Source organism: Microcoleus sp. B7-D4 (assembly GCF_036705125.1).
In the GTDB taxonomy this organism is placed as follows: Bacteria; Cyanobacteriota; Cyanobacteriia; order Cyanobacteriales; family Microcoleaceae; genus Microcoleus.
The window spans coordinates 16,684-37,847 of the sequence record NZ_JAUBTT010000037.1; the positions used below are offsets into that span (position 1 = coordinate 16,684).

General features: G+C 44.9%; 11 protein-coding genes. 4 read left to right on the plus strand and 7 right to left on the minus strand.

Annotation, left to right across the window (positions count from 1 at the left end; all coding sequences use genetic code 11):
- Positions 1–261: 261 nt before the first annotated feature.
- The 5 genes from QUB12_RS16370 to QUB12_RS16390 form a co-directional block, all read right to left on the minus strand.
- Positions 262–2,070 (minus strand): PAS domain-containing sensor histidine kinase, encoded by a 1,809-nt coding sequence (locus QUB12_RS16370; RefSeq protein ID WP_333307648.1) that lies wholly within the window; start codon positions 2,068–2,070, stop codon positions 262–264.
- A 116-nt stretch (positions 2,071–2,186) separates the two neighbouring features.
- The gene (locus QUB12_RS16375) at positions 2,187–5,360 is read right to left on the minus strand and encodes an MASE1 domain-containing protein (RefSeq protein WP_333307651.1); all 3,174 of its coding nucleotides are present in this window, start codon (positions 5,358–5,360) and stop codon (positions 2,187–2,189) included.
- 34 nt (positions 5,361–5,394) lie between these two features.
- Positions 5,395–5,679, minus strand: a complete 285-nt coding sequence (locus tag QUB12_RS16380; protein ID WP_333307654.1) for a hypothetical protein — start codon at positions 5,677–5,679, stop codon at positions 5,395–5,397.
- 64 nt (positions 5,680–5,743) lie between these two features.
- Positions 5,744–7,375, minus strand: a complete 1,632-nt coding sequence (locus QUB12_RS16385) for a serine/threonine-protein kinase (RefSeq protein WP_333143045.1) — start codon at positions 7,373–7,375, stop codon at positions 5,744–5,746.
- Between the two features lie 250 nt (positions 7,376–7,625).
- Positions 7,626–8,855 (minus strand): transposase, encoded by a 1,230-nt coding sequence (locus tag QUB12_RS16390; protein WP_333143046.1) that lies wholly within the window; start codon positions 8,853–8,855, stop codon positions 7,626–7,628.
- Between the two features lie 405 nt (positions 8,856–9,260).
- On the opposite strand from QUB12_RS16390, the gene pheT reads away from it, so the two are divergent.
- Positions 9,261–11,774 (plus strand): phenylalanine--tRNA ligase subunit beta, encoded by a 2,514-nt coding sequence (pheT, locus tag QUB12_RS16395; protein WP_333143047.1) that lies wholly within the window; start codon positions 9,261–9,263, stop codon positions 11,772–11,774.
- A 261-nt stretch (positions 11,775–12,035) separates the two neighbouring features.
- On the opposite strand, the gene QUB12_RS16400 is transcribed toward pheT, so the two are convergent.
- Positions 12,036–12,608 (minus strand): Uma2 family endonuclease, encoded by a 573-nt coding sequence (locus QUB12_RS16400; protein ID WP_333143048.1) that lies wholly within the window; start codon positions 12,606–12,608, stop codon positions 12,036–12,038.
- A gap of 160 nt (positions 12,609–12,768) precedes the next feature.
- Here QUB12_RS16400 and QUB12_RS16405 point away from each other — a divergent pair, with 160 nt between their 5' ends.
- The 3 genes from QUB12_RS16405 to QUB12_RS16415 are packed head-to-tail and all read left to right on the plus strand — an operon-like array spanning position 12,769 to position 19,745.
- Complete coding sequence (locus QUB12_RS16405) at positions 12,769–13,038, plus strand: YciI family protein (RefSeq protein WP_333107441.1); 270 nt, start codon at positions 12,769–12,771, stop codon at positions 13,036–13,038.
- Positions 13,039–13,051: 13 nt separating this feature from the next.
- Positions 13,052–16,090: a hypothetical protein gene (locus tag QUB12_RS16410; protein ID WP_333143049.1), complete on the plus strand. Its 3,039-nt coding sequence runs from the start codon at positions 13,052–13,054 to the stop codon at positions 16,088–16,090.
- Complete coding sequence (locus QUB12_RS16415; RefSeq protein ID WP_333307658.1) at positions 16,080–19,745, plus strand: helicase-related protein; 3,666 nt, start codon at positions 16,080–16,082, stop codon at positions 19,743–19,745. Before QUB12_RS16410 ends, QUB12_RS16415 begins: the two co-directional genes overlap by 11 nt.
- A 177-nt stretch (positions 19,746–19,922) precedes the next feature.
- Here the strand turns inward: QUB12_RS16415 and QUB12_RS16420 are convergent.
- The coding region (locus tag QUB12_RS16420; protein ID WP_445300669.1) for a metal ABC transporter substrate-binding protein at positions 19,923–21,164 on the minus strand (1,242 nt) is incomplete at its 5' end.

Genomic DNA, 21,164 nt, shown 5'->3' on the forward strand with positions numbered 1-21,164 from the left:
TCTGAAATTTATTTTTCTTTTAAAAACATTTTGGTAAATATACCACGGTTTTAAGTTAATATCAATAGTCCGATCGAAATAGTCCGATCTACTGATTTGGCTTGAACCACTCAAAAAGCACCTGCGACGGCACAACACAAGTATAGCCGCAGCAAGAAGGAAGAAGGCAGAAGCATATTTCGCAAGGGTTTCCGCAATTAAGAACGTTCTTAATATATGGCACGATTGCTAGATTTAATGTAATTAAACATACAAAAAAAATCACCGCAAATTCTCAGCCAGCGGCAAAGTAAACCAAAAACTTGCCCCAGCACCGGGAGTACTAATTACCCCTATTTGGCCGCCGTGAGCATTAATAATTTGCCGACAAAGATATAGACCCAAACCCAAACCGACGGAGTGTCGGGATCGATCGCCCCTAGCGTAAAGGTCAAAAAGATGTTCGCACTGTTCCGGCAATATTCCCGCCCCGTCATCTTCCACGGTACAGTAAATCATCCTACTTCCGGGATTGGGGATGGGCGATTGGGGATTGGTAATGGGAGATTGTGGATTGGTAATCGGTAATTTGTCGATGTCTTGTTTTGCTCTCCTTTGATTTATAGTTAATTTTTCAGCCTTGATTACTTGAGCAGAAACTGTTAAATTCAGTCCCGGAAAATTGTGTTTCAAAGCATTAGCTATTAAATTAGATAACACGCGCCACAACTGAGTTTTGTCAGCATTCACGGCTGGCAAATCATCCGGGACTAAATTTTTAAAAGTAGCTTTACCCTCATTCATTAAAGGCTCCAAATCGGTCGCAGCGGCTTCAACTATCGCCCTCAAGTTAACCGATTCGCAGTGCAGAACCAAACCGCGCAATTCCCCGGCGTGAACTTCCAACAGCGAATTTATCAAGCGCAATTGCTGCTCGCTACCTTGAATCATCCGATCCAAAACAGAACGGGGAATTGCGATGGAATCCCCGGTTTTCGTCTGCCAATTTTTCAGCACCATTAACATTCCCGCTACCGGGTTTCGCAAGTCGTGAGAAAGAGCGTGGATAAAGAGCCGCAGCGATTCTTGTGCCTGTTTGCGCTGCGTGATATCCTCAATTAAACCCTCATAATAAAGCACAGCGCCGCTGCTGTCCCGTACCGCCCGCGCCTTCTCAGAAATCCAGACAATACTGCCATCAGAGCGGTAAATTTTAGATTCAAAATCCGATACTGTGCCGCTTTCCTCGATCGATCGCAAAAACTCATTTCTGCGAGCCGGATCGACGTACAACTGCCGATCGATATCAGTAAACTTTGCCGTCACTTCTTCCGGGGAATCGCAGCCGTAAATCCGCGCTAAAGCTGGATTTGCAGTAATATAACGGCCATCGGGAGTGCTTTGAAAAATCCCCTCGCCCGCATTCTCAAAAATGCTGCGGTACTTCGCCTCCGCCGCCTCCAACTGCTGGTAAGCAGATTCCAACTCACGCCTGGTACTAAACTCTTTCCGTTGCAGACATTCGTACCAATAAACCGACAAATCGCAAATCAAACAAAACCAAAACAAATATAAGTAAAACCCGGTTAACTTAAAAGGAGTATACTTAGCAAAACTTAGATTTAAAACCAAATTTATCCCGACGTGGCAAAACAAAACGCCGAGTTGAGAAATCAGGTGGAGGCGCCAGCGGACGGGCATCAGCGTAGCTTGGATTAGAAACGCTAAACTCCAGGTAAAAATTGGTACTTCCCCGGCTTGTGCGACAGCTAGCCCAATCTGTACAACCACCGTCAGCGACCACGAAAAACCCAAAAATAGCAAACCGGGATAGCGCTGTCCGAAGGAGGTTTTTTGCAACACAAAACAAGTCAACAAACCCAATTCTACAGCAGCGCTCGTGTACAAATAAACACTTTCAAACTCCTGGCGAGCGAAGAATCTTTCGCCCAGAAAATAGACTGTTATTGTGAAGGCAAAAAAGATGGCAATTCCGACAGCAGGGCGCAGCCGATCTCGGAGGAAGCGATCGCGCCACACCTCGTAAACCGTTAACGCCTGAACTGATTTTGCATTGCCCAAATAGCTCATACCATTTTAGATTATATCAATTCCGGTTGCACCGGAATGACTGTTGACTGTTGACTGTTGACTGTTGACTGTGAGTCGAAAAACTTAGCGGTTGCGCGGATTTTAGATTTTAGATTTTAGATTGACAAAGATCGATCGTCCGAGTTGACAGCAGGTAGCGAAAACCAGAAAGTCGAACCACCGCCGGGAGTGCTTTCGACGCCGATCGAGCCGCCGTGAGCTTTGATAATTTGCTTGGACAGGTACAGTCCCAAACCCAGCCCTGTTAATTGTCGGCTATTAGGGTCTTGAACGTAAAGTTCAAACAGAGATTCCCGCTGTTTGGCGCTGATTCCCACTCCATTATCTGTTACAGTACAGCGAACCATTTTTACGGTGACTTCGGGCAATTTGCTGCCGATATTGCCAATTTGACCCTGATAGCGAGGCATTTTGCAACTGCCGTCGAGGTTAAATTTGGCCAGGGTTTCCTGATTTTTCTGGGTGCTCTCGCCCATCCTAGGACGATCGCCCGCAGTAGATATCCCATTAGCGATACAGCGGCCAAGCGGATTATTGGGCGCTCTTAAAGCCTGTGAATTTTCTTCATAACTTAGCGCTGTTTCAACTTCAATTACCTCGGCTTTAAAAGTTATATTGACTCCCGGAGGATTGTGTTTAATAGCATTAGTCAACAGATTTTCTAGCACCCGCTGCAAGTGTTGGCGATCGGCATTGACTTGTGGCAAATCCGCCGGAATATCCTGAGTCAAATTTGCTTGATTTTTTGCCAGAATCGGTTCTAAATCGGCAACAATGGCTGAAGCTAAAGACGGCAAATGCAGCGGTACAGTATTGAGAACAATCCCTTTGACCTCGCTAGCGTGAGCGTCGAGCAGGGCATTAACCATAGTCAACTGGTGTTCGCTGGCCTGAACGATGCGCTGCAAAATCGATCGAGAAACCGGAACATCCTGTAGAGAGTCAGAGGGCGATTTGTTGAGCAAATTTTTCAGCAGTATTAACATTCCCATAACAGGAGTGCGGAGATTGTGAGAAACTGCGTGCAAAAATAGGTCTTTGAGGCGGTTGCTTTCTTGCAACTCGTGCATTTTTTGCTGTAGTTGGTGGGTGCGTTCCTCGACTTGAGATTCCAAATTGGCATTGAGAGCTTTTACCTGCTGCAAAAGTTGGGCTTGCTGGAGAGCGATCGCCACTTGGGTAGCGAGTTTTTCCAACAAATCAATTTCAAATTCCTGCCACTGGCGGGGCCCGGAGCACTGGTTGACGGCCAAGATCCCGAACAATTCATCCCCCAGGAAGATCGGCACATTTAACGTCGCTCTAATTTGATAATCGCTGTACAATTGGGAAATTGGAACGCTCTGTTGAACGCTAGCAGTATCGGAGAGAGCTCGGACGCGGTTGTTAGCATAAAAAGTTTTCTGGCTTTCGAGGTGATTCTCGTCAGCGAGTACCCACCCCAAAAGAGAACGGCATTGGCTTGCCACAGACTCAGCCACAACCTTACCGTACACCGGGCTAGGAAGATTTACCCCGTCCGCGTCCACAATACCGATGAAAGCGCGGTCTGCCTTGAAAAATTGCCGGACTTCGGCAACAGTAGTATTGAGAATTTCTTCGAGGTCGAGGGAGTTGCGAATTCGCAGGGCGATTTCTGAGAGCAAGCGATCGCGATCGGAGGACGCCCGCAAAGCGGTTTCCGCGCGGTGGCGTTCGGTAACGTCTTGGACTGTGGCGGCGATCGCCCCTGACTCAATGGCCGACTGTTCGCAGACAGTACGTTCGGAGCCATCTGCCAGCACAATTCGGTAGTTAATGCAATAGGCTTGGCGTTCAAACATAGCTTGGCGCTGCGATCGCGCCACCAATTCTCGGTCTTCTGGATGTACAGCCTGCAAAAAAACTTCTGGTGTGGGTTTGACAGTTCCCGGAGCAAAACCCAAGAGGCGGTAAAGTTCGTTTGACCACCGCAATTCGATATTGGATATATGATGTTCTGCGGATTCTTCGCAGTTGTCAGTTGCTGTGAGGGCGGCGCAATTTAAATCCCAATTTCCCAACTGAGCGATGCGCTGAGCGTTGGCTAAACTAGCTTCGCGATCGCGCAGCATGGCGGCCGTGCGGCGCACCTCCACCAGCGCTTGCTGGCGTTCTGCTACGGCTGCAGCCAACATCAGAGCCACAAGGGCGATCGTACCGGTAAAAGCTTGTAAAAATAAAACCGCCTGTTTGAGATTATCGCTTTTGGCCAAAAACGGGCCGCCTCCCTGCACTGCTCCCCAAATCGCGATGTAAGAGACGATCGAATAAGCAAAAATCGCTCCCGCCGGTTGAAACCGCAGGGCAGCCCAAACTATTAGAGGAAAAGGCAGATACTCCAGCGGATACTGAGCGATCGCCGCTTGTGTTTTTGAGCAAAAAAATAGCCAGCTAACGCTCAGCAAGAGAGTCAGCCAGAGCGCTATTTCTGAATAATTAATGATTAAAAATAGAAGATTGTAGCGGTTTTCAGGTGCAGGAAATCTCCGGGGATAATTTGTAACTTGTGATTGGTAACTTTCCCAGTTAAAAAAGGGTTTTAAAATAGAAATAATCCGAGATTGTTTCTCACCTCTTACACCATTATCAAGAACAGGCAAGATGCCTGTTCCACAAGAAAATTCATCTCTTGTGGAACAGGCATCTTGCCTGTTCCTAAACAAGTAATTGAGAATAATGAAATATCTGAGTTTTAGTGGAAATTTAAAACTGTTAACGACGTGGTTCAAAGTCAGCAGCACGGGCGTTACAATCAAAATTCCCATGCCGTCTCCGAGCCACGTAGTCCACCAGTTGCGAGAGAAATTGCTCCACTGAGCCCAACCAAAAATGCACGTACCCAAGTTGCCGAGGATAGAACCCACAAGAGTAGACCCGATGACAGCGCCCGCTACTAAAGCCAGAACATCTCGCAGTCGATCGAGTTTGGTAGAAAATCCGCTCCAAGTCAGCAAAGCCTCTCCAGCCAGCGCTTGCAGGGTGACGCTAAAGGCCGATGTGGCAATGACAGCCGACGGTATACCGCCGGTAGAGTTTAACAGCACTGAACCGAGGACAATTCCCGGCCACATCCGTCGCCCTTGCAGTAGCAGTGCCGCTAGAGCAATACCGGCGGGCGGCCACACGGGGGAGGGTTCGGCTTTCACCAGTCCCAGCATCGACGCTGCGAGTTTTCCGGTAACAAAGTAGGCCAGCGCCAGGATGCCGGTGTACAGAAGCGTTCGAGTGCGGCGGTTGAGCAGTTTCATGTTTAGGTGCGATCGAATCCTCCATTCCTAGTTTTTAATTTAGGCGGCCGATCGGCGATCGAGCTTCCTCCTGACGACTCACCTGACTGGGGGAGTTGACTGTGGACTGTTGACTGTGGAGTGTTGACTGTTGACTGTTGACTGTTGACTTTTGACTGTTGACTGTTGACTGTTGACTTTTGACTGTTGACTGTTGACTGTTGACTGTTGACTGTTGACTGTTGACTGTTGACTGTGGAGTGTTGACTGTTAACTTATGACAACTGACAACTGACAACTGACAACTGACAACTGACAACTGACAACTGACAACTGACAACTGACAACTGCCTACTGCCTACTGACAACTGACAACTGACAACTGACAACTGACAACTGACTTATTAAAATCCAAAAGTCCGCTTACCATCCGGCTTAACAGTAAGCCAATTGGTCTTTGCCATTGCCAGTTGTTCCTCAGAAACTGTAGCGTTCGTAAGATTCGCCCCGCACAAATTTGCTCCCCGCAAATTCGCCTTAGTCAAATAAGCCCCCGTCAAGTCAGCACCTCGGAAATCCGCGCCTTCAAAATTGGCAGTGCTGCAATAAGCCTCTGTCAAGTTGGCATCTCGCAAATTCGCCTGAGTTAACCGGGCGTGACCCAAATTCGCCCCCGACAAATCCGTTGCTTGCAAATTTGCCTTCACCAACCTAGCCTGATAAAAATTACTTCCCGCTAACTGCAATTTTTGCAGTTGCAAGCCCGACAGTTCGCAGTCAGCAAAATCGCGCTTGCCTTTAAAATATGCCGCTCGCAAGCTGTTGGTGTCCCACTTAGGAGCAACTTTCGATACCTTTGACGCTGCTAAATTGCCGCTAGAATGTCCAACCGTTCCGAAAGTTCTGCCTGACTCAGCCAGAGTCCGGGAAACTCTGGGCTGCATCCCCGTGTTCCCGGATTGGGTGAAGGAACTTCTACCAGCGCGGGTGTGGTTCGATCGTAAATCTTGATTAATTTTGCTCTGAGGCCGTGACCACGAAGAACCCTCGTCATTAAATATTGTCGGTTCTTCAACTGCACGAGAAGAGCCGTTGAATTGAGTTGCCAAGCCATCGACAAGACTTGGGTCTTCAAATTCGCCAGAGAGAGCTCTGAGGACATCTGCTGCCGATTGGAAGCGGTGGCCAACCATCGGCTTCAGCATTTTTTCGAGGATCCGCGCAAAATTTGGGCTTACCTGAACATGGGGATGCCACACAATTTCGCCGGTTACTCCATCAAAATCTAAATCCTTGGGCGACTTTCCTGTCAGCAAGTACAAGCAAGTCATCCCCACCGCGTAGATGTCGCTGGCAAATATCGGCCGCAGCGCCATTTGTTCCGGGGGAGCAAAACTAAATGTGCCGACTGAAAATTTCGTGTTGGCGCTTTGGTCGGCGGGGTCTAATAATATTGTTTGGCTAACTTGGTCTTTTACCGCTCCGAAATCAATCAGAACTAAGTGGCCGTCTTGAACTCGGCGAATAATATTTGCGGGTTTGATGTCTCGGTGAATTACTCCTTGGCTGTGGATATATTGCACTACTGGCAGAATTTCTAATAGAAAATTTTTAACATCCGATTCGTTGAAACGGCCTGAGTGCTTGACTTCTTGTTTCAAAGTCGAGCCTTTAACATACTCTTGAACTAAGTAAAATTGCTGTTCGGTTTCAAAATAGTCTAGCAGCCTCGGTACTTGCGGGTGGTCGCCCAGTTGGCCGAGGGTTTTCGCCTCTCGCTTGAATAATTCCCGCGCCATTTCTAAAACTCGCGGCGACGAACTACTGGGTCGCAGTTGCTTGACCACGCAACTCGGTTGACCGGGCAATGAGATGTCTTTTGCCAGAAATGTAGCTCCAAAACCTCCTTGTCCTAACGGTTCAATGACTCGGTAGCGAGCGCGCAGCAATAACCGCGCACCGCACGTCTGACATTGGAGAATAGAGTCAGCAGGGTTTTGAGGATGTGGACAGCCCGGATTTACGCAGTAGCTCATGTTGATTGAGTTTGCCTATGTTGTTCTGATCTTGTCAGCGTCGATCGACGCACAAATTGCCTGTTCCTGCTTCTGGTAGAAATACTGATCTATCATTTGCCGGCGGGCCGTGCGTCCGGTTGCGAATTGGAATTGCACCTAAGTCTATTAGGCCGATATCTTTTCCCTATTTTGATTATCTCGCTGCTGTGAGTTTTTTCGGTAGATTATCCTTGAAGATAGTTTAAAGACTTGGTGACGACTCCCAACCCTAACTCGCGGACGAGTATAGGGTGGGCTTCTCAGCTAATCCTGCATCTGCATCGGAAGCACGCTGAGCTTTAATCACTGTCCGCCCGACAGCAATATTCTTGACATTAATTGCAGCATTCACATCCCTATCTAGTTCAAGACCGCAGACATGGCAACTATGCCATCTGTCGGCAATAGTTTTAGGGATGCGAGTACCACAACTAGAACAATTTTGGGTAGTGCCATTTGGATTCACAGCTATAGCCAATTTGCCAGCACTTTCAGCCTTACAAACCAGAATAGATAGGAATTCACTCCAACCAGCATCTAGGATTGACTTTGCCATCCTAGTTCTAGCCAAACTTTTGACATTCAAATCTTCAAAGCCAATTAGGTCGTATTTGTCTAGTAATCGCTTTGCAGTCTTGCAATGAAAGTCTCTGCGTTGCCTTGCCACTTTTTGATGATGTTTAGCAAGACGTTTAACAGCTTTTCGTCTGCGATTACTGCCTTTCTTTTTGCGAGAGACAGATTTATTTCGCAGTTTTTTATCCTTTTGGGCTTTTCTAGCAAACTGAGGAATGGTTACAGTATCAGCATCACTGGTTATCAAGAAATCCTTGAGTCCCATATCAATACCAACTGCACGATCGAGATTGATATCATAGCGTAGGGTTGGCACGGTGACATCTTGTAAAGTCAAGGTGACATAGTAACCATCCGCAGCTTTGACAATCTGAACAGTTTTGATTTTAAATCCATCGGGAATAGGACGGTGCAAGATAATCTTCACGTCACCAATTTTCGGTAAAGTGATGCGATTACCTTTGATGCAGTCCTGTTTCATCTGGCTATAGGTGAAACTGTGATATCTACCTTTCCCTTTAAATCTTGGCTTGCCAGAACGCTGACCAGTTTTGTCAGCCTTGATATATCGATCAAAAGCTTTTTTAACTTTCTCAACACAATTCTGCAATACCTGAGAATGAATCTGTCTGTACTCAGGAAATAGCTTTTTGGTATTGAGTAAGTCTCGCTTTTGCCAGTAATAATCTGGCTGTTCGAGTATGGGAGCAATACTGCATGATACCAGAGAGCATGAATCGAGAGGGCAACGAGTGGACTCATACCAGTTAAAACGCTCTGACAGCCTATAGTTATACTGCATCCGCAACAAATTAAGCCACTCATCAAATTGATTGGCTTGCCATGAGTTAGGACGTAATTTGTATTTATATGCTGTAATCATGCCATAATTATACCATGCTTGAAAGTTAGTCTTGAAATAAAAAATAATTGTCCATCTACGGGGCCTCGAACCCCCTTGATGGGCGGGCTTTTATCCCGCCACTCATCCTCGATCGGATAGAGTGCGGAGATGAAAGCTATTGAGCTAAATTTAGATGCTCTTTGTCCTGTCAGATACTTCTAGCATACCTCATTCTATTTTGAGAATGTTACTAATTTGTCACCAATTAGTGACCTTTGGACTCATCGCTCGTTTTTGCGTCAATCACAAAAATGTGTTGACAAAAATAAACTAATGTGGTATGAGTGTCCGATAATTTATGCTGAGGCTACACAGTCGAAGTTCGCCGGGGCGGACAACGGACAACTAACTACTGACAACTAACTACTGACTACTGACTAAATTATGCGTATTTCTCTAAACTGGCTCCGGGAATTGGTGGATGTGGCGATATCGCCGGAAGAATTAGCCGAAACCCTGACAATGGCAGGCTTTGAAGTTGAAGAAATCGAAGACCGCCGCCCTTGGGCAAGCGGCGTAGTTTTGGGCAAAATCATCGCCTGCGAACAGCATCCGAATGCAGACAAATTGAGAGTTTGTCAAGTGGATGTCGGCTCTTCAGAAGCTCTGAATATTGTTTGCGGCGCACCCAACGCTAGGGCAGACATCTACGTGCCTGTCGCTGTTGTAGGAACTTTTCTCCCGACTATTGATTTAAAGATTAAACCTGCTAAATTGCGCGGCGTTCCTTCCGAAGGAATGATTTGCTCTCTGGCAGAATTGGGACTGGCGAAAGAGTCAGCGGGCATTCACATTTTCGAGTTAGAAAATCCCGAATTGGGCAGCGATATTCGCCCGCTTTTGGGTTTAGATGACGTAATTTTAGACTTGACAGCAACTGCCAACCGTGCTGACGCTTTGAGCATGGTGGGTGTAGCGCGGGAAGTGGCGGCGCTGACTGGGGCGAGTTTGAGAATTCCCGAAGCGAATGGTGTGGTGATTGAGGGCAAAGAAAGTCCTGGTTTGGCAGTAGAAATATCCCACGCGCAAGGATGCCCGATTTACATCGGCACGGCAATTGAAGGTGTGAAAATTGCTGCTTCTCCAGCTTGGTTGCAGCAGCGGTTGCAGGCGGCGGGAGTGCGGCCAATTAATAATGTAGTTGACGTAACTAATTACATTTTGCTGGAATGGGGACAACCGCTGCACGCTTTCGATCGCGATCGCCTGCAATCTTTCACAGGTACTCAAGATATCAGCATCGGCGTCCGCTTTGCCAAAACAGGCGAATCCTTCAAAACTTTGGACGGACAAAACCGCAATTTGCAAGCTCAAAATCTGTTAATTACTGCTAGCGACAAACCCGTTGCCTTAGCTGGGGTAATGGGCGGCGAAGATACGGAAGTTCACGAAGGAACGCACAATTTAGTCTTGGAAGCCGCGATTTTTGACCAGGCAACGATTCGCCGTTCTGCGCGCGCTCAAGGCCTGCGGAGCGAGGCATCGATCCGCTACGAACGGGGGGTGAATCAGGCGGCATTGGCGACGGCTTGCAACCGCGCTGTTGCCCTAATTTTGGAGTTGGCTGGAGGCACTGCGACGGTGCAGAAAACGGCGAGTTCCGGCGAGGATTTGAGTTTTTCGCGATCGCTCGAATTGCGTTTAGACCGAGTAAATCTGGTTTTGGGGCAGTTGAAAAGAGGACAAACGGGCGGTTCTAAATATTTGGAACCGGAAGAGGTGAAAAATATTCTGACAGCTTTGGGCTGCGAAGTTGTTGCAACGGAAAAAGAACGGGTGTTTGCAATAACTGTTCCTCCTTACCGTTACCGCGATTTAGAAAGGGAAATTGACTTAATTGAAGAAGTTGCCAGACTCCACGGTTATGACAATTTCTGCGATACTTTGCCCAGCAAAACGGAACCCGGTTATCTGTCGGCGGAATACGCGGCAATTCGGAATGTGCGATCGGCTTTTCGGGCTGCCGGTTTGACGGAGTTGATGCACTATTCTTTGGTGAAAACTGAGGGAGACAATCAGGTGGTGCTGGCGAATCCGCTGTTTGTGGAGTATTCGGCTTTGCGGACTGAAATGCTGTCGGGTTTGATTGATGCTTTCCAGTACAATTTGGAACAGGGAAATGGGGCGCTAAACGGTTTTGAAGTCGGCCGCATTTTCTGGAAGGAAGAGGGCGGGCAGGATGCCCAACCCCTACTCCCCACAATGAAGGAAGCGGATGCAGTTGCGGGGATTATCGGCGGCGATCCGACTGTGTGGAAATGGCAGCAGGGAGGGCGCGATCGACCTTTGACTTGGTTTGAGGCAAAAGGTATTTTGGAAAGCGCATTTCAAGAGTTGGGTTTGTCGGTGGAATATCGACAAGATGATGGTAAACAGGATGTTTATCCTATTAGTGGCGGGCAAGATGCCCGCCCCACAAGGCTGCATCCTGGCCGCACCGCTGCGTTATCGTTAAACGGGAAACATTTAGGAATTTTCGCACAGTTGCACCCGCAATTGCAGCAAGAAAAGGATTTGCCTGAGCAGGTTTACGTGTTTCAATTAGATTTAGCGGTGCTGTTGGGTGAATTAGGGCGATCGAACAACTTAACTCGCAAATTCGCGGGTTATTCGAGTTTCCCCGCTTCAGACCGAGACATTGCGTTTTTCGCACCGATTGAAGTTCCGGTTGTTGAGATGCAGAGTGCGATGAAAAAGGCGGCGGGTAGTTTGCTGGATTCCGTGGAATTGTTCGACGAATATCGGGGCGACAACGTGCCGGCGGGACAGCGGAGTTTGGCTTTTCGGTTAGTTTACCGCGCGGGCGATCGAACTTTGAGCGAAACCGATGTCGAACCGGCACAACAAAAAGTGCGCGATGTTTTAGTTGAGAAATTCGGCGTTAGTTTGAGAAGCTAAAGAGGCCGCTACTCAGCAATGGAAACCGCCAGGGAATGAATTCCCTGGCTCAAAGCTAAAGTCCTCTCAAGAGGACTAATAAGATTTAGAGATAACAAGGTAAATTTGCCATTTTGAGCAAAGCGAAGAAGCTCAAATTCTTGCAATAAAACCGTCTCAAGTGCATAATTGGTAACTAATGAACTCTTCAGTCTTCATAGCGAGGACTTCAGCTTTGATGCGGGGGTTTCAACCCCTGCAGGGCTCAATTTTTAACGTTAATTAAATTGACACCAACGGCCGCAACATCTCCCCAACCATAAAATAAAAATCAGGAAATTGCAAAGGAGAAATACTCGCATCATCCTCAAGAACTACTATACTCTGATAGCCATCCTGACTCGGTTCTCTAAATACGTGAAGTTGCCGATTATTAACATCCAAAACCCAATAATCAGCAATTCCTGACTGAGCATAAATAGTCGCTTTTATCCCCAAATCTGTTCTCAGGGTTCTATCAGCAACTTCAATAATCAGATAAATTTCAGACGGAGTTGGATGGTGGTCTTCATAGTAAAGCGGATCGGGTACGACCACAGCAAGATCGGGTTCAGGTTCCGAGAAATCATTTAACCGAACAGGATCTTGCAGCCGCACCAAAACTCGCTCTCCCAAACGGTTTTCCAGTAACTTCTCTGTGCGTGTCACCGCTGCACTGTGTGCTGTTCCTTTTGCAGCCATCTTTACTATCTGTCCTGCCAATAATTCTACTCGTTCGTCTTCCTCAAAAATACCAATTTCTGCCATTCGGTGATATTCTTCAACCGTCAACAAACGAATGTCTAATAAAGTCATAGCCATCTTCTCCTATCTAACACTCATCTCTCTTTCCCCTCTTCCTCTGCGCCCTCTGCGCTCTCTGCGGTTCATTAATCTTCTTCTTAAAATTTTAGTTAAAACCTCTTACTCTTATTGTACAATAACTTTTAAACAAATTCATCTAAGGCTCAAAACCGTGACAAAATATGTGATGTGGGGAAGTTACTGCGAAGACGTTCTCGAAAAACGCGAGCCGTTTCGAGACGCTCATTTAGCCGGATTGGCTAAGCAGAAGGAATCGGGTGTATTAAGTACGATCGGGCCCACGAAAGATTTAACAAAAGTTTTTGCAATTTACGAAGCCGAAGATGAGGCGGCTGTGCGACAATTGGTGGAAGCCGATCCTTATTGGGTAAATGGGGTTTGGACTGAGTACGATGTGAAAGAGTGGATTCAAGCTTTTTGAAGGAGTTAACAGGGTGAACCTCTTAAGATTGGATGACAGCGATTTAGTTCCAGTGGACTATGGCGATTTGCTGGACAAGATTTTAGAAGTTTTGCAATCTAAAAACCCGTTTAGCGTATCAGAAGACAACAGCCGCTTGCTAATTGATATTGACACCATTGCTGCGGATGTTGCCAACAAGCGAGTGCGGCAACCCCTGGGTTCTGGGGAACGTCAAGCACATTCTGCTACTGTTAACTTACCGCCGGAAATTGAGGAGCGTTTTGGCAGTCAAGTTAGACAGATTCAACAGTGTTTGCGGCAGCAATTAGAATTTAAACTGCCACAAAATACTTCTATTGAAAGGTTTGTCGCTAGTTTGATTAGTCCATTAGACTCACCCTCTTTTCGGGGAAGCGGCCAAGAGTTAGGCTTTAAATACGATTTTGGCACCCGCCACCCTTCTTTAGAAAAAGAAAGGCTAACTTTGGAAAGCCGAGGTACTGGAAGCCATGCAGCTTTAAAATTGCATAAATTGACCGTTACCGTCCGAAATACAGATATTTTTGAACAAGAACTCAAGCAGGGTTTGCAAAACTATATCAATGAAAATGCCGAGACTAGCAGTGAGAAAGAAGACCTTAACCACCGTCTTGATGAGATGGTTAAAAATCCTGAATCGGATTTTCACAAATTAATCCGACTGGTAGACAAAGAAACTCTCGGCAAAATTCAAAAAGAAGCTAAGATTACTTACTTAGAGTATCTGCTCGAACACATCCGCGCAAGCAGCACAGATACTGTAGGCATCATCTATTTAGAAGACTTAATTCGCCGCCTCAGATTGATAGAAGAATACATCAACGACCCAACTAAATCCGATGGCGAGTACGAAGTTAATTATGCTGGTGTTCGAGTTAATTATCGCGAGATATTTGCCCGTTCGGAATTTTTAGATACACTGCCAATTATTCCTATTGTATCAGGTTACTTGGGAGAAAGTACGGACAATTATCGTAACGAGCGTAAGTTTATCTTTGGCCTCAAAATCAAATTTGATAACTCAGTTCAAGCGCGCGGTGGAAAAGATGTATTTGAGTATTATCTGAACCTGCTAAATCCCGACAGTGAAGAACATCAAGCAGAATTTGATGAGGATTCTAATCCCGAAACCTTCGTCCGCAAACTGTTAAAAATAGCATTGCTCTACTATTTTGTGCTGGCTTCCCGCAATGACCCACTAGCACAAAATTACGACCCGGAATCGGAACTAAATCATCAGCCTAGATCCCTATTTGAACAAAGAGTCTTGCCCGTTTTGCAAGGTTCTAACGATGAGCAAAAAAAAGAGCTTTTTCGCAACTTTATTAAAGGGCTTAATCAGTTTAACATAAAACACAAAATTACGCATCTGAGAAGAATGCTAAAAGGCTTTCTGGAGCGTCAAACAATTTTACCAACCCGCACAGAAACGCGACACGTAAACCTCAAAATAGGTCTGGTAGAAGATATTGACAATATTTTGACGAATGGTAAATTTTTTAATGACATTATGGAGCGAAATTACAAGCAAACGCTTCATTATATTACCGTCAAAGAACCTAGTGTCGATGAAAAATCTATTTGTCAGCTACCCGTCAATATCAGCATCGAAGATGTCCGGTATTTCCCAACTGATGAACGCCAAAATTTTAGCATGGAATACAATATCAAAGGTGTCGATGTTTTGCCTGTACTTTCTGCACCTAAAGCCCCTCGCTCTAGAGAAATCTACGAAAAACATTTTCAGACCAAATTAGTTGTGTTTCCCTATGACGATAGACGACTAGACTGCGGCGATAAAGGTTTACAACCTGCAGCAATTTTTGTGTATAAGTTTACCATGTTGCTGCTGTCCTATATCTGTCTGAGGATATTGCTCGAAAGTGCTGCGGACAACTTGTTTATTCCGATGGTGAGGCTCCACGAAGGCGACCACAATCACCCTTCGCCGTCAGAAGTGTTTATGGCTAACCTTTCTAAAACATTGTCTCATATTTTGAGTGAAAAACAACGCTCAACTTCTCAAGGATTTCGGATTAGAAAAACGCCCAATGGTTACACAATTCGTAACGGTTTGAGTTCCCTGTATTCAATCCTTCCTAAAAAGTTTCGATTCGATGATAATGTACAGCTAGCCCCTGAGTTGGATAAATTGGCAATTATTGTCGTTTCCAGCCGGGATAGTGATGCGAAAAGAAGCAATCAAAACCGCTTCCAAAGACAAGCCTGCTTAATCGGAGAAATTGTCGGAATCAATCGTCTAGATGACAGTACAATTCAAGTCGAAATGCTGAAAACACTTTCCGAGAATTACAGTGTCAGCCGTCTTTATTCTGAGCCGTTAATCCTTGAAGATTCAATGAGTCAGCTTTATCAGCAAGGATATCGGAATTTCGCATATATTTCGCAAGCACCTTACATGAGTACGCTGCATATTACTCAGACTGAGGAAGATGAGGAATTGTCTTTCATGTCAAAAAAATTGCTCCGAACTTTGAAGGGAGAGAGGCGGGATATCAAAATTTATCCGATATTCTTTGATAAATACTATGTCCGCAGTTTCCTAGGCGATAGGGGAAAATCCTTTTACATTCAGGATGCAATGGAGCTTGAAAGCTTGTTTGCAGATACCAGTCAGCAAGCTGTGATGTTTTTCAACTTGTTTAACGGAATTAGAGTCAGGGAGGAAAAAAACTTTTATAACGGTGTCATTTCCTACTCGACTCTGTTGAATATCTATCAAGGTATCCTAGACGATCAAGATATTCGTGAAGGTTTGATTTATGATGGTGTAATCAAAAATAATTTGCTACATTATCTAACAATATTCCACTTTTCTCGGTATGAAGCTCGTCACAATATTAGTTTAAAACTTGACCCCTACGAGCGAATTATTGGCGATGAATCGGTGGGTGCTTTGTCTGTATTTAGTCATGCTGGCGGTAGTGCGGATTTTAATTCCCTGGCATTTTTGAATAAGGTAAGAGAAGTCTTGAATGTGGATGAGGGAGGTATTAATCATGATTGGTGAAGATTTGGGACGGCTGTTTGAGGTGGGATTTAATATAGGGATTCTGGCGTATATTCAGCGTGAAAATATAGCTCACAATTTCGGAGATTCCTACCGTCTCGATTTACAGAAACTAGAATTGCCAAAGATGATGGCGGAAATAACTAGGGAAGCTAATCTCCTCGGTAGTTTGGATGCTAAAATTGTTGAGAAGTGGAGTCTATTTTTTGTCCAAAAAGGCTTTATTGGTGGGTTGAATTTCTTCCGGGAGTACCTCACATCTACGGGCTGGACTTTAAGGTTATCGCAAATCTTGTATTTTCAGTGCAGTTTGAGTTGTGCTAACAGTATTAGAACCCAGAATGACGATGAGACAGAAGTTTTTAAAGCGTTTAAGAAGGTATTATCTCAGTTTGAAACAGCACCACCAAATTTCTCAGACGATGAGATTAACTCCTACATCCGCCGCTACAAGAAAAAAGGCGAGTTTTTGCAAGCTGATACCCTGATTTTGTTGCAAAATGGTAAGGATTTTAGAATTCTGTGCGTTGATTTATCTGTGTTTACTCCTCCGTTGACTTCGGAAAAAGTCGAGAATCTCAACGAAATAGAGGTGATGCGGAAGTCTTTGCTCAGAGAAATTAGCTATTTGCGATCGAAAAGTGTTTTTTCTAATCTGCGAATCGATACTAGCACTTTAGGTATTGACTTTTCGGAGGGTTTAAACCGCTATTTTACGGCTTTTAAGTATAAGGATAAGGAAAGCGCTAAGTTGATTCAGGCTGGTAGCTACGCTCACAGCTTCTACGGTTTTCTGCAAACGACTGGTATGATTCCTGATGGTGCTGAGGTGTTGTTGAATGTTGTCGGTTATAGCGATCGCACAATTAGCGCAATTTCCCTCCGCAGTGATAAAATTGACATCTTGGCGAATTGTGCCAAAATCTACCAGCAGGAAGCGAAAAATAAAGAGATTAACGATGCTCGCGGCGATGTTTTAGATACGATTCAACTCAACGCAGCTCGCAGTTTTCAAAATGGCAAAAAGTTTGTCAGCGATTTGTTGACGATTGGCAAAAGTTCTACACCTGTACGTAATACAGAGCGGATCGATAATTTTGTTAATTCCATAGATATTATATCAGATAAACTGGCCGATGATTTGCAAATCGATCGCGGATTACATCTGAGAAATGCTCACGCTCAATTGATTGTCAAAGCACTGCAATCTGATGAAACTTATATCTTTTTGACGGGGAATCCGGGAATTGGGAAAACAACGGCGATCGCAGATTTCCTCAAAACCCATATAAACGACGGTTTCTTGTTTTTTTACGTCAGTCCCCGCAAGCAAGTCAACTTAGATATCATCGATAAATTTCGAGACAAAAAGACTGGTTTGCTGTGCGACAATCGCTTATTTTGCATTAACTCAAGTTCCGATACTATAGACAGCAATTTTGGACAATGTACCGTCAACTACGTCGCAAATAATCATCACGAAAATTTTCAACAAAAAAGTGTCCACTTCATCAACAACAGGGCCGAAATGCAGCGGAAGGAATATCACCAGCCGCAACTTGAAAGGAAGGGAGAAACAGTAATCAAACCTAGGATAGGCAAAAAGCATGGAGTGCTAAATAGCGTTTGTGAGGGAATATATTCGCTCATCAATCGTAAAACATCGAACAATATCGTGGCTACCGTTTCCATTCAGTCTTTAAAGGTGACAGAAACCGGAAAAAATACTCTCCAGCATTTAGAGAAAATATTTCAAGATGCTTACAACAAGGGGGAAAAAGCAGTCATTTCTCCTAAAATGCAAGAAATCTCCAGCCGCATCAAACACATTTTCATTATGATCGATGAAATTACTGGAGACGACGGCGGCGTTGAGTTTTTGCATGGAATTGGTAGGCTGCTTAACAAATATGACTTGCACAACCCAAAACACGGTTTTAATACTAAAATTATTGTAGCCGATGCTTCGATTGTTGACCCGGATGTGATTAAACAACACCTCGATGATACCTCGCCGGAACCGGATAAAATATATTTCAAAAAGCTCCCAAAAACTTCTGAGGAAATCCCGCCTTTACAAGTTATTCCTTTTGAATTTAAACGATTAGCTGCTAAACTTATCAATACGAATTCCTATCCGGCTAGCAGTTTAGAGATAACTTACAAGGTGTTTGTAGAAGCTGTTAAATTCACTGAAGATATTTCTTTAAAACTAAATTATGATTTGGTAAAACGGGTACAGTCTCAAATAATTGAGGATATCAATCAGCGGTTAGCAATACCGGGAGTTGAACAAATTATCGTCTACATTCAGGATAAGCGAAGATTGGCGGAGTTGATTGATAAAATCCAAAATGAGCGAGAATTTAATCGCTATACCGATTATCTGGAAGTCCACGCGAATATCTCGGAAGAGGAGAAAGAAAAAATACAGAAATACAAAAATACAGCTAAAGTAATCTTTATGACTGCATCGGGAAGTCGTGGACTTTCTTTCCCAAAAACTAAGCATATTTTAGTGGATATTCCCCGCTTCCAAATTGAGAAAAATCTGATGGAAATCATACAGGTGATTTATCGGGGACGCGGAGAATATGATAACGGTAAAACCCTTGATGGTGAAGACAAAGAATTGGTTTTTTATCTGTCTGATACAGCAGTTTATTACGCTGATGATGCGGAACTTTCTTTACAAGAAAGCAAGTTGAGTTTGTTGAATTTACTGCTAATTCTGAAGACTGCGGTGATGACGCGGATTGTGGGATATGGATATTTGGGTAGGGAAAAGTTTTTGATGATTCCCATCGGCGGTAAGTCGGTTTCCGCAGTCGGGGATACTTTTAGCAGCAAAATGGCGGCTCTAATTAAGACATTAAAGAGCGAGAGCCAGCGAGGAAATATGTTGTTTAAGGAGGTTTATACGAGCCTGGAACAGCTTTTGAGTCGCGGGGATTATGTTTTGAAAAATTCTGATAAGTCTCGTCAAAAGGGCGATTCTTACCTCGAAATGCGGGACGATTTTAATCGTAAGTTTTTGGAGAAGTGTAATCCGCTGGATGGTTTGTTGAGCTATGATAATTTAGAACTCGGTCATGTTTGCGGTAGTTTGTTGATCGTACCTCTAGCCGATCGCACTTTGGTAGAAACATACCAGATGTCGCTGCATCGAGAAATTAAGGAATGTCTAGAGAAGAAGTTGCTGCACAAAATGCGTCTAATTAGGGATAGCGATTCGTCCCCGGAGAATGTAATATCGGCTATAAGAGGAGGTGCGATCGAGCTTTTGCAATTTCTCAACAGCGAAGTCGAGAAAACTCAGTATTTTGAAGAGCAGAGTCAGCAGTTCGATCGCTATTATGCCATACCGCTGTTTGCCTTCGTTAGCGGGGAGGAAATGCAGGAGTATTTTGCTGACAGCAAGCTGGAAGAACCGGAAGATAGGCGGTTTCGGGATATTTTGTCGGCTTATGTGCGATCGATCTACCCTATAGACAGTGTAATGCCGATCGGGCACAAGTATCAAGACTTTCCATTTATCGTGTTTAGAAGCTACAGTTTAGAGCAAAGTAGAGAAAAGATTTTCACAGATAAATATCTTTTAAGTTCCAACGAGTTGAACGTGCTTAATTTAATTTTGTCGAAGCAGGTAAACTGAAACTTGTAGGGTGCGTCAGACCATTTTAGATTTTAGATTTTAGATTTTAGATTGGGAATCAAGGATGACTATCGGGTTTGGATATTACCTACAGTTGCATTCTTGTTTTAAACGGCTATCAGTTAGCTGTCACCCTATCCGCACAGAAAATAAAACTATTCTGACGCACCATACTTGCTACTTGCTAACTTCAAACGGCGTGTATTTCCCCCCCAAAGCTTCGACGATGGCGCGAGTATTAGCCGACATCATTTTCACATAAGAATCGCCCTCGCTTCCGGGTGCCCCAATCGAATCCGAATAAAGTTGCTGCGCCGCCAATTTCACCCCCGCTTCCTCCGCCACTGTTCTAATCAGTTGCGGGTTAATTGTAGTCTCAGCAAAAATAGCAGGAACTCCCGCAGCTTTCACCGATTCTACTAGCTTTTGCACCGTTTGAGCGCTCGGCTGTTCCTCGGTACTAATCCCGATCAAACTGTTAGCCTCTCCCAATCCGTATGCGCGGCTGTAATATTGAAAAGCATCGTGACTTGTGACTAATTTGCGCTGCTTTTCTGGAATAGTTTTAATCTGTTTTTCGATCCAACTATCCAAGCGTTTTAACTCTTCAGTAAGTTTCACAGCATTCTGCGTAAACTTCTCCCGATCTTCCGGCGACAGTTCGATTAGCGCATCCCGAATCGCTTCCACCATTTGAACTACATTTTCTACATTTCCCCAAACGTGCGGATCGGGTACGGTATTACCTTCTTTATTCAGTAGCAAAGGCTTGACAACTTCCCCCACTGCTAATTTCCTCGCCTTAATTCCGGCGGCATTCATCATCCTAATTAATCCCGGTTCCAAATTGTAACCGTTATACAAAATTAAGTTAGCTTTTTCTAAAGCTTGAGAATCTTTTGGCACGGGTTCGTAAACGTGAGGATCTGTTCCCGGCTGCAAAATTCCTGTTAACTGAATTTCGTCGCCCGCTAGTCGATCGGTCAAATCCTCAATAATTGTGCTGGTAGCAACTACTTTGGGTTTAGCATCTGCCTCTGGAGAGAGGCTATTGGTCTGGGTTTGAGCGCAACTAAATAAACCCACAGTCAAAATGCCACAAGCAATAGTTCTAATCCAAAATACCTTGGACTTGTTCAATCCAGGGCGGGAGGTTTCAATCCCCGACTCACGGCTAAACTCCCCTTTATCAAGTTGCTTCACAATTGCCGTCGGTTTTAATTCACATCTGACACCCTTCTCAATTACTTGCTTAGGAACAGGCAAGATGCCTGTTCCACAAGAAAACTCATTCTTTGTGGAACGGGCATCTTGCCCGTTCTGGGCGGGCAGGATGCCCACCCCACAAGAAAACTCATTCTTTGTGGAACGGGCATCTTGCCCGTTCTGGGCGGGCAGGATGCCCACCCCACAAGAAAA